The organism is Chitiniphilus shinanonensis DSM 23277 (genome assembly GCF_000374805.1).
Taxonomy (GTDB): domain Bacteria; phylum Pseudomonadota; class Gammaproteobacteria; order Burkholderiales; family Chitinibacteraceae; genus Chitiniphilus; species Chitiniphilus shinanonensis.
Genome location: NZ_KB895349.1, coordinates 1 through 12,800, shown reverse-complemented (window position 1 = coordinate 12,800; position 12,800 = coordinate 1). Strand labels below are relative to the sequence as shown.

Here is a 12,800-nt window from a genome sequence, read left to right as displayed (position 1 = left end):
TTTTGTTAGGCTCTGTTGGTTATTAAAACTTTACCATTCAAAACGTGAGGTTATTAGCATGAAACGACTGCTTGCCGCGCTGGCGCTGATCGCGCTGGGCACCCAGGCGCTGGCCGCCGATCTGCTGGACACCGTGAAAGCGCGCGGTGCGTTGAATGTGGCGCTGGAGGGCACCTATCCGCCGTTCAACTTCAAGGACAAACAGGGCCAGTTGACCGGCTTCGAGGTGGAGCTGGCCCGCGCGCTGGCGCAGAAGCTGGGGGTGAAGGCGCAGTTCACCACCGGCGAGTGGAGCGGGCTGCTGGCGGGCCTGCAGGCCGGCAAGTTCGACGTGGTGATCAACCAGGTGGGCGACAGCGCCAAGCGCCGCGAGGTGTTCGATTTCTCGATTCCGTATACCTATTCCAGCGCGCAGTTGATCGTGCGTCGCGACGAGAAGCGGGTGTTCAAGTCGCTGGACGATCTGAAGGGCAAAAAGCTGGGCCTGGGGCTGGGCACCAACTACGCCGAGTTCGCCAAGTCGGTGCCGGGCATCGACGTCAAGACCTACCCCGGCGCGCCGGAGTACTTACAGGATCTGGCGCAGGGCCGGCTGGACGCGGCGCTCAACGACAGCCTGATGATCCCGTTCGCCATCAAGGAATCGAAGCTGCCGGTGAAGGCCGGCGCGCCGGTGGGCGAGGTGGTGACCTCGGCGATTCCGTTCGCCAAGGGCAACCCCAAGTTCAAGGCCGCCATCGATCAGGCGCTGAAGGCGCTGATCGCCGACGGCAGCTTCAGGAAGCTGTCGCTGAAGTGGTTCGGCACCGACGTGTCGAAGGCCCCGGCCGCTCGGTGATTGGTGTTGGCGGGCAGCGCTGAACCCTGAATCTTGAACCACAGAGGACAGTGAGGACACAGAGGGGTCACGGAGAAAACCAGACCCTGAAGGTTTCCTCCGTGTAACTCCCTGCTCTCACTGTCCTCTGTGGTTCAAGGTGTAGGGTTCAAAACCCCGCGCGCAAGCACGCCTGATTCGCCGTATGCTTCAAACCGGCCCCCAGGGCATCCGTCCCTGGGGGTTTTCTTGTTTCGTCGGAACCCGCCATGCAGACCTGGATCGATCTGTTTCACCTTGCCTGGCCCTTCCTGCTGAAGGGCGCGGGCTACACGCTGGCGTTCGCGCTGGCCGCGATGGTGCTGGGGCTGGCGCTGGGCTTCGTGGTGGCGCTGCTGCGCGTGGCGCAAGTGCCGGTGCTGGCGCAGGTGGCGACGTTCTACGTCAGCGCGATGCGCGGCACGCCGCTGCTGGTGCAGATCTTCGTCATCTACTACGGCCTGCCCAGCGTGGGCATCGAATTCTCGCCGGCCACCGCCGGGGTGCTGGCGCTGACGCTGAACGTGGCGGCGTACCTGTCCGAATCGATGCGCGGCGCCATCGCCGGGGTGAGCCGGGACCAGTGGCACGCCGGGTATTCGCTGGGGCTGACCTGGTGGCAGACCATGCGCCACGTGGTGGCGCCGCAGGCGCTGCGGCTGGCGGTGCCCAGCCTGTCCAACAGCCTGATCAGCCTGATCAAGGATACGTCGCTGGTGTCGGTGATCACCGTCACCGAGCTGATGCTGGCCACCAAGGAAGTGATCGCGCAGACCTTCCAGCCGTTGCCGCTGTACCTGGCCGCCGCCGCGCTGTACTGGGCGATGAGCGCGGCGTTCGAGTGGGTGCAGCGCCAGGTCGAGGCGCGCCTTGAGTGGCGCCGATGATGTGCAGGTCAACCACACTGGATGACCTCAGGTGCAGCAAGCCCCCGGCGAAGCCGGGTGCGAAACTCAACTGGTATGCGTGCAGCATCGGCTTCCTTCTTGAATCCACTCCCCCCGCCCTCGCCGCCGCGAGGGAGCCTCGCTACGCTCGTTCGTGGTGCGATTGAGGTGGGTTGAGACAGTGGGGTACTTGGGGCTGGTCTGCATCGGGGCGACCAAAGAGTGGCCATGCCGGCAGCGGCGCGTCCCTTGCACAGCTTGATTGATTCCGCGCGCGCCATCGGTGGGCGCGGCGTAGTTTGACGATTTTCCGGAGCAACCGATGCCCTACGATTTCACCCGTTCCGCCTCGCGCGAGGTGGCCGACAACATCAAGTGGAACCGCTACGCCGGGCGCGACGTGCTGGCGATGTGGGTGGCGGACATGGATTTCGCCAGTCCGCCCGAAGTGACGGCGGCGCTGGCGGCGCGGGTGGCGAGCGGCAGCTTCGGCTACAGCGAGCCGACGCGCGAGATGGTGGGCGCGGTGCTGGGCGCGGCGCGGCGCGACTACGGCTGGCAGATCGCGCCGGAATGGCTGGTGCCGCTGCCGGGGCTGGTCACCGGGCTGAACGTCGCCTGCCGCGCGGTCGGCCAGCCGGGCGACGCGGTGCTGACCGCCACGCCGGTCTATCCGCCGTTCATGTCGGCGCCGCAGTATTCCGAACGCACGCTGCTCAAGGTGCCGCTGCTGGAGCCCGACGACGCGCTGCCGTGGCGCTGGGATCTGCCGGCGCTGGACGCGGCCGCCGCCGGCGCGCGGGTGCTGTTGCTGTGCCATCCGCACAACCCGGTGGGCCGCGCGTGGGATCGCGCCGAGCTGGAGGCCATCGCCGACATCGCGCGGCGGCGCGACCTGGTGGTGGTCAGCGACGAAATCCACTGCGACCTGCTGCTGGAGCCCGGCGCGCGCCACCTGCCGTTCGCCATGCTGTCGCCCGATGCCGCGCAACGCAGCATCACGCTGATGGCGGCATCCAAGACCTACAACGTCGCCGGCCTGGGCTGCGCCTTCGCCGTGGTGCCCGACGCCGGCCTGCGCCACGCCTTCCAGCGCGCCATGCGCGGCATCGTGCCGCATCCCAACCTGCTGGGGCTGACCGCCACCGCCGCGGCCTATGGCCAGGGCGCCGCGTGGCGCGCCGAACTGCTGGAGGTGCTGCGCGCCAACCGCGACGCCATCGTCGCCGCGCTGGACGGCGTGGCCGGCGTGCGGGTGCTACCGGCGCAGGCCACCTACCTGGCGTGGATCGACTGTCGGGGCGCCGGGCTGGAACACCCGCAGGCGTTCTTCGAGGCGGCGGGGGTCGGTTTGTCCGACGGGGCGGATTTCGGCGCGCCAGGCTTCGTGCGGCTGAACTTCGGCTGCCCCAGCGCCACGCTGGCCGCAGCGCTGACGCGAATGCGCGCCGCGCTGGACAAATTGCCGCAACCAGGCTGACGATCGCCGGCAGACATTGCCCGAATTGTCGCTGTGAGCGGACGGACTGCCGGGGACGGCAACGGCGGCGCTAAGCTTGTTCCATCGATTACTTACGGAGCCGCGCAATGCGCGAAAACCTGGTCACCTACGGCTTCGACGAAATCTTCGACCCCGAAGCCCGCGAACGCTACGAGCACGAACGCGCGATGCTGCTGCGCTACAACGATCCGTCCATGAGCTGGGAGGAACGCCACGCCATGCTGCCGCAGCTGGTGGCCGAATGCGGCGAGGGCACCAACGCCGCCGCGCCGCTGTATATCGGCCGGGGCAGCAATATCCGCCTGGGCAGGAAGGTGTTCATCAACTCCGGCTCGGCGCTCGACGGCGGCGCGCCGATCACCATCGGCGACTACACGCTGATCGCCCCCGGGGTGCAGGTGCTGACGGTGACCCACCCGGTGGATCCGATGGCGCGCCAGCGCTGCGCCTTCCAGGCCGCGCCGATCACCATCGGCCAGAACGTGTGGATCGGCGCGGGCGTCATCATCTGCGCCGGGGTCACCATCGGCGACCACAGCGTGATCGGCGCCGGCAGTATCGTCACCCGCGACGTGCCGAGCTGCGTGCTGGCCGCCGGCAACCCGTGCCGGGTGGTCCGCCAGCTCGATCCGCCCGACATGGCCACGCTGTACGCCGAGCGCGAAAAGCGCTGAGCGCCGTCGCTGCCGCAAGCGGCCGTCCGTGACGGCCGCTTTGCATTGGGTGCGGACAAAAAAAACGCCGGCCACGAGGCCGGCGCGTAGAGCAGAGGATGAATGAAAGCGCGCAAGAGCTTGCTTACAGTCTGGCGTCGATCATCCTGCGTCGATCAAATATCAGTCAATGGTTATATGCGGCGCCAGCCACCTTGCCCGCCGCTGTCCGCAATTTCGGCAAATGCCCCCCCTTGTCGGCGGTGCTTACGATCGACGGCGACGTATGGGTACAATTGACACCTTTTTTTCGAGGGTCACGGCATGGTGCAAGTGGGCGTCGTCATGGGCAGCAACAGCGACTGGGAAGTCATGCGCCATGCAGCGGAGCAACTGAAGGCATTCGGCATCGCGTTCGAGTGCAAGGTGGTGTCGGCACATCGCACGCCGGACCTGCTGTTCGAGTACGCCGAGACGGCGGCGGCGCGCGGCCTGAAGGCCATCATCGCCGGCGCTGGCGGCGCGGCCCACCTGCCGGGCATGCTGGCCGCCAAGACCACCGTGCCGGTGCTGGGCGTGCCGGTGCCCTCCAAGTACCTGCGCGGCGAGGATTCGCTGCTGTCCATCGTGCAGATGCCCAAGGGCATTCCGGTCGCCACCTTCGCCATCGGCGAGGCGGGCGCCGCCAACGCCGGGCTGTTCGCGGTGGCGATGCTGGGCGGCGGCGACGCCGCGCTGACCGCGCAGCTGGACGCCTTCCGCCAGCGCCAGAAAGATACCGTGCTGGCGATGACGCTGCCCGAGGTATGAACGGGCTGGACGACGCCGAGCGCTGGGCGCGCGTGCGTGCCAAGGGCTGGCGTCACGCCTTCTTCTGGCGCGGCACCGTGGTCTGGGGCGTCAGCTTCGCCGTGCTGTTCTCGGCGGTGGAATCGATGACCGGCCGCGCGCCGGATTACTTCCTCGCCGTCCTCGACAACCTGCCGTTCGGCTTCGTGGCCGGAACGGTCTACGGCATGGCCCTGTGGGGCTACGCCCAACTGCAATACGTGAAACAGAAACACGCCAAGGAACAATGACCGTGAAGCCGATCCTGCCACCGGCCATGCTGGGCATCCTGGGTGGCGGCCAGCTGGGGCGCATGTTCGCCACCGCCGCCAAGACCATGGGCTATCGCGTCACCGTGCTCGACCCGGACCCGCAAGCCCCCGCCGCCGCCTTCGCCGACGTGCACCTGTGCCGTCCCTATACCGACGAGGCCGCGCTGCACACGCTGGCCCGCACCTGTGCCGCCGTCACTACCGAGTTCGAGAACGTCAACGCCGACTCGATGCGCTGGCTGGCCGGCGAAGGGGTGCCGGTGTCGCCGTCGGGCGATTGCGTCGCCATCGCCCAGGACCGCATCGCCGAGAAGACCTTCATCCGCCAGGCCGGGCTGTCCACCGCGCCGTTCCTCGCCATCCGCACCGCGCGCGACCTGGATACCGACCTGTCGCCCTACCTGCCCGGCATCCTCAAGACCGCGCGCCTGGGCTACGACGGCAAGGGCCAGGTGCGGGTGAAGACGGTGGAGGAGGCGCGCTACGCGCTGTCCGAACTGAAGCACCAGCCCTGTGTGCTGGAAAAGATGCTGCCGCTGGAGACCGAGGTGTCGGTGATCGTCACCCGCAGCGCGCCCAGCGAGGTGGTGAGCTTTCCGGTGGCGGAGAACCACCACGCCGACGGCATCCTCGACGTGTCGATCGTGCCGGCGCGGGTCAAGCCCGAGATCGCCGAACGCGCCCGCGCCATGGCGATGCGCCTGGCCGAGGCGCTGAACTACATCGGCGTGCTGGCGGTGGAATTCTTCGTGCTGGAAGGCGACGAGCTGGTGATCAACGAGATGGCGCCGCGCCCGCACAACAGCGGCCATTACACGCTGGACGCCACCCTGACCAGCCAGTTCGAGCAACAGGTGCGCGCCATGTGCGGCCTTTATCCCGGTCGCACCGACCTGCACAGCCCGGTGGTGATGGTGAACCTGCTGGGCGACGTGTGGGGCGAGGAAGGCGCCGAGCCCAACTGGGACATCCTGCTCACCGCGCCCAACGCCAAGCTGCACCTCTACGGCAAGACCGAAGCCCGCCAGGGCCGCAAGATGGGCCACTTCAACGTCCTGGCCGCCGACGCAGACAGCGCGCTGGAACAGGCCCGGGCGATCCGCGATACGCTGGGGTGAGGGATTGGGGTTGCTAAACCCCAAATCTTGAAACACAGAGGACACAGAGAACACAGAGTTCCACGGAGAAAACCAGAGAAAAAGAGCGGTGCGAGCCGGCATGACTTGTTGCGCCGCATCCTGCGGAAGGTGCATGCAACATGCTTCCCTTCCCTGGCTCTTCCCCTCTCCTGGTTTTCTCTGTGAGCCTTCGTGCTCTCCGTGTCCTCTGTGTTTCAAGACGTGGGGTTTCAGGTTTCAACCCCGCCCGACCAGCCTTACTCCCCCAGCAATGCCCGTTCGATGAACTGCCGTGGGACGCGGCTGCGGGGGACGCGGGTGTCGAACCAGGCACGCACGTCCTGGTCCAGCCCGATGCCGTGCATGTAGTTGTACAGCGCCTTGTTCAGCGCCGCGCCCAGCTGGTCGTGATCGACGCCGGTGGCATCGACGAAGCCGATGTCGTTCCTGGCGAAGCCGCCCGGCGGCAGCGGCAGCAGGGTGACGTCGTATTCCTCGGGATGCTGGCCCACCGGCGAATGCACGGTACAGGCGAAGCGATGGAAGAAGCCGGACTGGATGCAGCCGGCCTCGAACAACTGGCGCACGTATTCCAGCGCGTCCACCGTGTCCTGCACCGTCTGGGTGGGAAATCCGTACATCAGGTAGGCGTGCACCAGGATGCCGGCCTCGGTGAACGCCTGCGTCACCCGCGCCACCTGCTCCACCGACACGCCCTTCTTCATCAGCTTGAGCAGGCGGTCGGACGCCACCTCCAGCCCGCCGGAGATCGCGATGCAGCCGCTTTGCGCCAGGAGCTGGCACAACTCGCGGCTGAACGATTTCTCGAAGCGCACATTGCCCCACCACGAGATGGTCACGTTGCGACGCAGCAGTTCCTCGGCCAGCGCGCGCAGCATCTTGGGCGGCGCCGCCTCGTCCACGAAGTGGAAGCCGGTCTGGCCGGTTTCGGCGACGATGCGCTCGATGCGGTCGACCAGCTCGGCGGCCGACGCCGTCTCGTAGCGCGAGATGTAATCCAGGGTGACGTCGCAGAAGCTGCACTTCTTCCAGTAGCAGCCGTGCGCCACGGTCAGCTTGTTCCAGCGCCCGTCCGACCACAGCCGATGCATCGGGTTGAGCATGTCCAGCAGCGACAGGTAGCGATCCAGCGGCAGGCCGTCCCAGGTGGGCGTGCCCACCTCGGCGAACGGCACGTCCGGCTCGGGGAAGTTCACGTAGCGCACCGCGCCGTTGTCGCGCACGAAGGTACGCACCAGCCGCTGGCGCGACCGCTCGCCGGCCACGTGTTCCAGCAGCGCCAGCAGCGGGCGCTCGCCGGCATCCAGCGTGACGAAGTCGAAGTAGTCGAACACCGCCGGCTCGGCCAGCTCGCGCAGCTCGGTGTTGACGAAGCCGCCGCCCAGCACGGTGACGATGCGCGGATCGTGCGCCTTGATGCGCTGCGCGATGCGGAACGCGCCGTACACCGCGCCGGGGAACGGCACCGACAGCAGCACCACGTCGGGGCGGTGGCGCGCCAGCGCCTCCTGGGTCAGCACGTGCAGCGTGTCGTCCACCAGCGTCGGCGCGGCGGCCAGCGCCTGCGCCAGCGGCTCGAAGGTGGGCTGGCTCTGCGCCAGCGATTCGGCATAGCGCACGAACTCGAAGCGCGGATCGACCACGTCGCGGACCACGTCGGCCAGATCGTTGAGGAACAGCGTCGCCAGGTGGCGCGCGCGATCCTGCATCCCCAGCGCGCCGAAGGCCCAGGCCAGCGGATCGCCGCCGTCCGGGTCGTCCGGGTCGACGTAGACCTCCAGCGAGGCGAAGCGCGGCCCCTCGGGCAGGAAGGCGCGGCTGCCGATGCGGTGGCCCAGCGTGGCGTCCTTGCCTTGCAGGAAGGCCAGCGTCGGCGCGATCACCGCGCGGTAGCGCGCGAACTCGGCGTCGAACACCCGGGTGGCCGGCGAGCGCTTGCGCGGCGGCACGCCCTGCACCCGCTCGCGCAACGCATCCAGCCCGGCCGGCGAGAACAGCCGCAACACCAGCGCCAGCGCCAGATCCTCCTGCGCCGCGGTCGCGCCGCGCGAGCGCAGGAAGCCGGTGAGATAGGCGGTGGACGGATACGGCGTGTTGAGCTGCGTCATCGGCGGGATGAGCGACAGCACGCGCAGCGAAGCGGGAATCGACATGGCAAAACCTTGGCGCCGATGGGCGAGGGCCGCGCACCGGCAGCGAGAAGAATTCGGAAAAACCACCGGGCGGACCGGCGCGCCATTGTGCCAGAGCCCGCCACGCGCCGGGCCGGGCGTTGCCGGGCGGCACGGCGTGCTGCGGCGCCAGCAGCGTGTGGCGCCCATTGCTGCGATCGCAACATCGCGTCGCCACAACCCATTGATTCTACTTCGATATCAACTGTGGCATGCCGCTTGCTGTATCAGCGCACCGCCCCATCCCAGGGGCCTTCCAACAGCAGGGAGCATCATGAGCCAACGCAAGATCCGCCTCGGCGCCTTTATCCCCGGCGCCGGCCACCACGTCGCCGCCTGGCGCCACCCCGAAGCCCAGGCCGACGGCGCCATCAACCTGGCCCACTACGTACGGCTGGCGCAGACCGCCGAGCGCGGCCTGTTCGACACGCTGTTCCTGGCCGACGGCCTGGCCGCCGGCTACGGCGCCACCGCCGCCGCCGAGGGCAAGCAGGCGTGGGGCGGCAGCTTCGAGCCGGTGACGCTGTTCTCGGCGCTGTCGGTGGTCACCGAGCGCATCGGCTTCGTCGCCACCGCTTCCACCACCTACGAGGACCCGTTCATCCTGGCGCGCAAGTTCGCCTCGCTCGATCACCTGTCGGCCGGCCGCGCCGGCTGGAACGTGGTCACCACCGGCTCGGGCACCGCCGCGGGCAACTTCGGCCTGGCGCAGCATCCGGCGCACGCCGACCGCTACGACCGCGCCCGCGAATTCGTCGACGTGGTGAAGGGCCTGTGGGACAGCTGGGAGGACGACGCCTTCGTGCGCGACCAGGCCAGCGGCCAGTTCTACCAGCCGGCCAAGCGCCACGAGCTGAACCACGCCGGCAAGCACTTCGCGGTGCGCGGCCCGCTCAACGTGCCGCGCCCGCCGCAGGGCCACCCGGTGATCGTGCAGGCCGGCAGCAGCGACACCGGCAAGGAATTCGCCGCCGAAACCGCCGAGGTGATCTTCACCGCGCAGCAGACGCTGGAGGAAGCGCGCGCCTTCTACGCCGACGTGAAAGGCCGGCTGGCGCATCACGGCCGCCGCCCCGAGCAACTGCTGATCATGCCCGGCGTGTTCGCCGTGGTCGGTCGCACCGAGGAAGAGGCCCAGCGCAAGTACGAGGAACTCCAGGCGCTGATCCTGCCGGAAGTCGGGCTGTCGCTGCTGTCCAACCTGGCCGGCGGCGTGGATCTGTCGCGCTACGACCTGGACGGCCCGGTGCCCGAACTGCCCGAGACCGAGAACATGAAGAGCCGGCAGGCGCTGATGCTGTCCATCGCCCGCCAGCACGGCTTCACCATCCGCCAGCTCTACCTGTGGGTGGCCGGCGCGCGCGGCCACTGGACCGTGGTCGGCAGCGTCGAGCAGGTGGCCGACCAGTTGCAATCGTGGTTCGAGCAGGGCGCCGCCGACGGCTTCAACGTGATGCCGCCGTGGCTGCCGGGCGGGCTGGACGATTTCGTCGAGCTGGTGGTGCCCGAACTGCAACGGCGCGGCCTGTTCCGCACCGCCTACGAAGGCCACACCCTGCGCGACAACCTGGGCCTGGCGCGGCCGGACAACCGCTTCGTCGCAACGGCCACCGCCGCGCGCGAGGCGGCGCCGGCACTGGCGGCGGGCTGAGCGTCTGCCGCTCAACCCAACGCATCGAAAGCAACCGTCCCCGGCCCCGCCGGGGACTTCGAGGACCACCATGTTCAAATCGATCGTCGCCGCCGCGCTGGCGCTGCTGACCACCCTGGCCACGCCCCTGCACGCCGCCGAGCAGCTGCCCGAGGTGATCCGCTTCGGCATCTCCAGCGCCGGCGTCGGCAAGCCGCCGCGCGTCAATACCGGCTGGATCTCGGTGGCGCAGCTGCATCGTTATCTGGAAAACGAGTTCGCCAAAGACGGCGTGAAGATCGAGTGGATCTTCTTCAAGGGCCAGGGGCCGGCGGTGAACGAGGCGGTGTCCAACAACCAGCTCGACTTCACCACCCTGGGCGACCTGCCCGCCATCGTCAGCCGCTCGGTGGGCGTCGATACCCGCGCCATCCTCGGCAGCGCGCGCGCCGACGTCTACGTGGTGGCACGGCCCGGCGCCGGCATCCGCGGCATCGCCGACCTGCGCGGCAAGCGGGTGGCCTACCACAAGGGCACCGCCACCCAGCTGGCGGCGGCACGCCTGTTCGCCGCCCATGGCCTGAGCGAAAAGGACGTGCGCGTGATCAACATGGAGCCCGGCACCGCCAAGGCGGCGCTGCTGTCCGGCGACGTGGACGCAATATTCGGCAGCCTGGAACTGGTCAACTTCCGCGATAGCGGACGCGCCGTGCTGGTCTACAGCTCACGCACCGAGGCCGGCCCCATCGGCCAGGGCTTCGTGCTGGTGAACCAGAAATTCGCCCGGCAGCACCCGCAAGCCACCACCCGCGTGGTCAAGGCATTGCTGCGCGCCGCGCAATGGTCCAGCGACCCCGCGCACCGCGACGAAGTGTTCAAGCTGTGGGCCTCCGCCGGCGCCGTGCCGGAAGCCACCTACCGCCGCGAATACCAGGGCATCGCCCTCGCCGACCGCTTCTCGCCACTGCTCGACGCCGGCCTGGCCCAGCGCACCCGCCAGGCCGCCACCGTGGCCCTGCAACACCGGCTGATCCGCAAACCGATCGACGTCGAAAGCTGGTTCGACCGGCGCTATCTGGATGCGGCGTTGCGGGAGCTGGGGTTGGTGGGGTATTGGGGGTGAGGGGGCCAGTTGAACTGAGCAAGCAGGACAATGCAAATAGCCTGGCGATTTTTATGGGATAGCTAAAGCGTATGTGGAATGGCTGCTGGACGAGGATAAGCCAAATACCAAACGGGACTACTCAGCGCGAAAGACAAAGCCAGCTCAATGGTGGCACACCGTGTTTAGTGTGCTGTCATTGAGTTGGCCGACAAGCAAAGCGCGGCAGGAGACGCAAAACCAAACAATCAGCATGCGGTGCAATGCGCGTTGTTTATTGTCACCCACCCCGCCAAACCATTACAGCTTACTGTGCTTTGCACAACGAAATTACGTTAGATCCTTTGCTGATGGCGTAAATAGCCTCAGCCTTAACTGAAACAATTACCTTTCCTATATATTGTTGCTCAGCTGTGCACACAGGAATCGAGCCCGAAACTTCTGTAAAAAGATTTAGCACTCTCATATTTGAATCAATTATTCCATCATTGAAGCCAACTGCGTGATACGCCACTTTGGTATATTGGTGCGTGACCAACACTGCAGCACCAAGAATGATTAAGCCCGCAACTCCGACAATGCAGTGCTTTAGCATTACTTGCATGAGCACCTCCTAATCACGCTCTGTTGCCCCGGGCGAAATCCCCAACCGTTTTCTAGCACTCCAGTGGGAGATGCTGAAATAGTAGTCGTAGCACTTGTTGCAATCCCAACATGCCCGCCAGATGCAACCAAATCCCCTGGCTGAGCAGGTCCTGAAACCGTTGGCCAGCCAGGAACTGAATAGTCCGGTTTCGAAAGCTCACCAGCACCCGGCGGATTCTTTCCAATGAGTTGAGACAGCAGCCCACCTCCGATATTTGGCAAGTTGTATCCTGCACTTTCGTATTGGGTATCAGCGAAAAGATTGCATTTATTAGTATTTGGGCCAAAACCGCTGTTAACATCACTTCGATCAGCACTTTTGCTCCAATCTCGCTGATCTGAACGGGCTTTTTTTAGTACATCAGCAGGGTTTCCGCAAGGGCATAAGCCGTCAGGATCAATCAGGGATATTGGATCCCCCCCAACATACCCATAAGTATTAATCCCCCCCGCCAGCCCAATCGGATCACTCTGGATATACCGCCCGATCCGCGGATCATAGTCCCGGAAGTAGTTGTAGTACCGCCCCGTCTCCGCGTCGAAGTACTGTCCCGGGAAGCGCAGGTTGTAGACCAGCTGTTGCCCGTCGTTGTCCGGATCGGCGTTGGCGCTGCTCTGGCCGAACGGTTCGGCGATCGCCCATTCCCACACCACCTTGTTGTCGGCCGGATTGCTCAGTTGGCGCGGGGTGCCCAGGTGGTCGGCCCAGGCGTAGTACACCTTGGGCGCGGGGATGGCGGCCTGGACCACGGCGACGGGGATGTTCTCCAGCCAGATGGTGTCCAGCCGGGGTTGCCCGGTGCCGTCGTATTCGCCCAGCAGTTGTCCTTGTTCGTCGTAGACGAACAGGGTGGTGTTGCTGGCGTTGTCGGTCTTCTTCACCCGCTGGCCGAGGGCGTTGTAGCGGTAGTCCCACCAGACGGCGCCGCTCTTGCTGCGCAGGATGCGCCCGGCGTTGTTGTAGACGTTGGCGCCGGCGTTGACCACGTTGCCGGCGGCGTCGTAGCTGTAGGTGCCGTTGAGGTTGCCGGCCACGCTGAGCAGGCGGTTGCTGTTGGGGTCGTGGGTGTGGGTGGTGACGGCGCTGCCGGTGCGCTTTTCGGTGCGGTTGCCGTT

Annotated in this window: 12 protein-coding genes; 9 read left to right on the top strand and 3 right to left on the bottom strand. The window is 66.6% G+C overall.

Features of this window, described 5'->3' with window-relative positions:
- Window positions 1-58 precede the first annotated feature (58 nt).
- The 7 genes from C556_RS0114215 (at window position 59) to C556_RS0114185 (ending at window position 6,115) form a co-directional block, all read left to right on the top strand.
- Window positions 59-838, top strand: coding sequence for a transporter substrate-binding domain-containing protein (locus tag C556_RS0114215; protein WP_018748921.1), 780 nt, complete (start codon window positions 59-61; stop codon window positions 836-838).
- Window positions 839-1,086: 248 nt separating this feature from the next.
- Entirely contained in the window at window positions 1,087-1,743 is a 657-nt protein-coding gene (locus C556_RS0114210; RefSeq protein ID WP_018748920.1) for an amino acid ABC transporter permease, read from the top strand.
- Window positions 1,744-2,065: 322 nt separating this feature from the next.
- Window positions 2,066-3,223 carry a MalY/PatB family protein gene (locus C556_RS0114205; RefSeq protein ID WP_018748919.1) on the top strand — a complete coding sequence of 386 codons (1,158 nt, stop codon included), beginning with the start codon at window positions 2,066-2,068 and terminating at the stop codon, window positions 3,221-3,223.
- 107 nt (window positions 3,224-3,330) lie between these two features.
- Window positions 3,331-3,918, top strand: coding sequence for a sugar O-acetyltransferase (locus C556_RS20525; RefSeq protein WP_018748918.1), 588 nt, complete (start codon window positions 3,331-3,333; stop codon window positions 3,916-3,918).
- Window positions 3,919-4,221: 303 nt separating this feature from the next.
- Window positions 4,222-4,707 carry a 5-(carboxyamino)imidazole ribonucleotide mutase gene (gene purE / locus C556_RS0114195; RefSeq protein WP_018748917.1) on the top strand — a complete coding sequence of 162 codons (486 nt, stop codon included), beginning with the start codon at window positions 4,222-4,224 and terminating at the stop codon, window positions 4,705-4,707.
- Window positions 4,704-4,976 (top strand): hypothetical protein, encoded by a 273-nt coding sequence (locus C556_RS0114190; protein ID WP_018748916.1) that lies wholly within the window; start codon window positions 4,704-4,706, stop codon window positions 4,974-4,976. The genes purE and C556_RS0114190 overlap by 4 nt, the downstream gene beginning before the upstream one ends.
- Complete coding sequence (locus C556_RS0114185) at window positions 4,973-6,115, top strand: 5-(carboxyamino)imidazole ribonucleotide synthase (protein WP_018748915.1); 1,143 nt, start codon at window positions 4,973-4,975, stop codon at window positions 6,113-6,115. The genes C556_RS0114190 and C556_RS0114185 overlap by 4 nt, the downstream gene beginning before the upstream one ends.
- Before the next feature lie 257 nt (window positions 6,116-6,372).
- Here the strand turns inward: C556_RS0114185 and C556_RS0114180 are convergent, their stop codons facing one another.
- Window positions 6,373-8,289 carry a B12-binding domain-containing radical SAM protein gene (locus C556_RS0114180; RefSeq protein WP_018748914.1) on the bottom strand — a complete coding sequence of 639 codons (1,917 nt, stop codon included), beginning with the start codon at window positions 8,287-8,289 and terminating at the stop codon, window positions 6,373-6,375.
- A 292-nt stretch (window positions 8,290-8,581) separates the two neighbouring features.
- Between C556_RS0114180 and C556_RS0114175 the strand changes: the two genes are divergently transcribed.
- Both C556_RS0114175 and C556_RS0114170 read left to right on the top strand, forming a co-directional pair.
- Window positions 8,582-9,958 (top strand): LLM class flavin-dependent oxidoreductase, encoded by a 1,377-nt coding sequence (locus C556_RS0114175; RefSeq protein WP_018748913.1) that lies wholly within the window; start codon window positions 8,582-8,584, stop codon window positions 9,956-9,958.
- 70 nt (window positions 9,959-10,028) lie between these two features.
- Entirely contained in the window at window positions 10,029-11,060 is a 1,032-nt protein-coding gene (locus C556_RS0114170; protein ID WP_018748912.1) for an ABC transporter substrate-binding protein, read from the top strand.
- 286 nt (window positions 11,061-11,346) lie between these two features.
- On the opposite strand, the gene C556_RS23140 is transcribed toward C556_RS0114170, so the two are convergent.
- Both C556_RS23140 and C556_RS24115 read right to left on the bottom strand, forming a co-directional pair.
- Entirely contained in the window at window positions 11,347-11,643 is a 297-nt protein-coding gene (locus C556_RS23140; protein WP_157236193.1) for a hypothetical protein, read from the bottom strand.
- A partial coding sequence (locus tag C556_RS24115; RefSeq protein ID WP_281166345.1) for an RHS repeat-associated core domain-containing protein occupies window positions 11,634-12,800 on the bottom strand: 1,167 nt, incomplete at its 5' end. The genes C556_RS23140 and C556_RS24115, both read right to left, overlap by 10 nt.

What these genes read in the sequence shown, in the direction of transcription:
- C556_RS0114215 (WP_018748921.1), top strand. Translation starts at nt 59, where the DNA reads ATGAAACGACTGCTTGCCGCGCTGGCGCTGATCGCGCTGGGCACCCAG.
- C556_RS0114210 (WP_018748920.1), top strand. Translation starts at nt 1,087, where the DNA reads ATGCAGACCTGGATCGATCTGTTTCACCTTGCCTGGCCCTTCCTGCTG.
- C556_RS0114205 (WP_018748919.1), top strand. Translation starts at nt 2,066, where the DNA reads ATGCCCTACGATTTCACCCGTTCCGCCTCGCGCGAGGTGGCCGACAAC.
- C556_RS20525 (WP_018748918.1), top strand. Translation starts at nt 3,331, where the DNA reads ATGCGCGAAAACCTGGTCACCTACGGCTTCGACGAAATCTTCGACCCC.
- purE (WP_018748917.1), top strand. Translation starts at nt 4,222, where the DNA reads ATGGTGCAAGTGGGCGTCGTCATGGGCAGCAACAGCGACTGGGAAGTC.
- C556_RS0114190 (WP_018748916.1), top strand. Translation starts at nt 4,704, where the DNA reads ATGAACGGGCTGGACGACGCCGAGCGCTGGGCGCGCGTGCGTGCCAAG.
- C556_RS0114185 (WP_018748915.1), top strand. Translation starts at nt 4,973, where the DNA reads ATGACCGTGAAGCCGATCCTGCCACCGGCCATGCTGGGCATCCTGGGT.
- C556_RS0114180 (WP_018748914.1), bottom strand. Translation starts at nt 8,289, where the DNA reads ATGTCGATTCCCGCTTCGCTGCGCGTGCTGTCGCTCATCCCGCCGATG.
- C556_RS0114175 (WP_018748913.1), top strand. Translation starts at nt 8,582, where the DNA reads ATGAGCCAACGCAAGATCCGCCTCGGCGCCTTTATCCCCGGCGCCGGC.
- C556_RS0114170 (WP_018748912.1), top strand. Translation starts at nt 10,029, where the DNA reads ATGTTCAAATCGATCGTCGCCGCCGCGCTGGCGCTGCTGACCACCCTG.
- C556_RS23140 (WP_157236193.1), bottom strand. Translation starts at nt 11,643, where the DNA reads ATGCAAGTAATGCTAAAGCACTGCATTGTCGGAGTTGCGGGCTTAATC.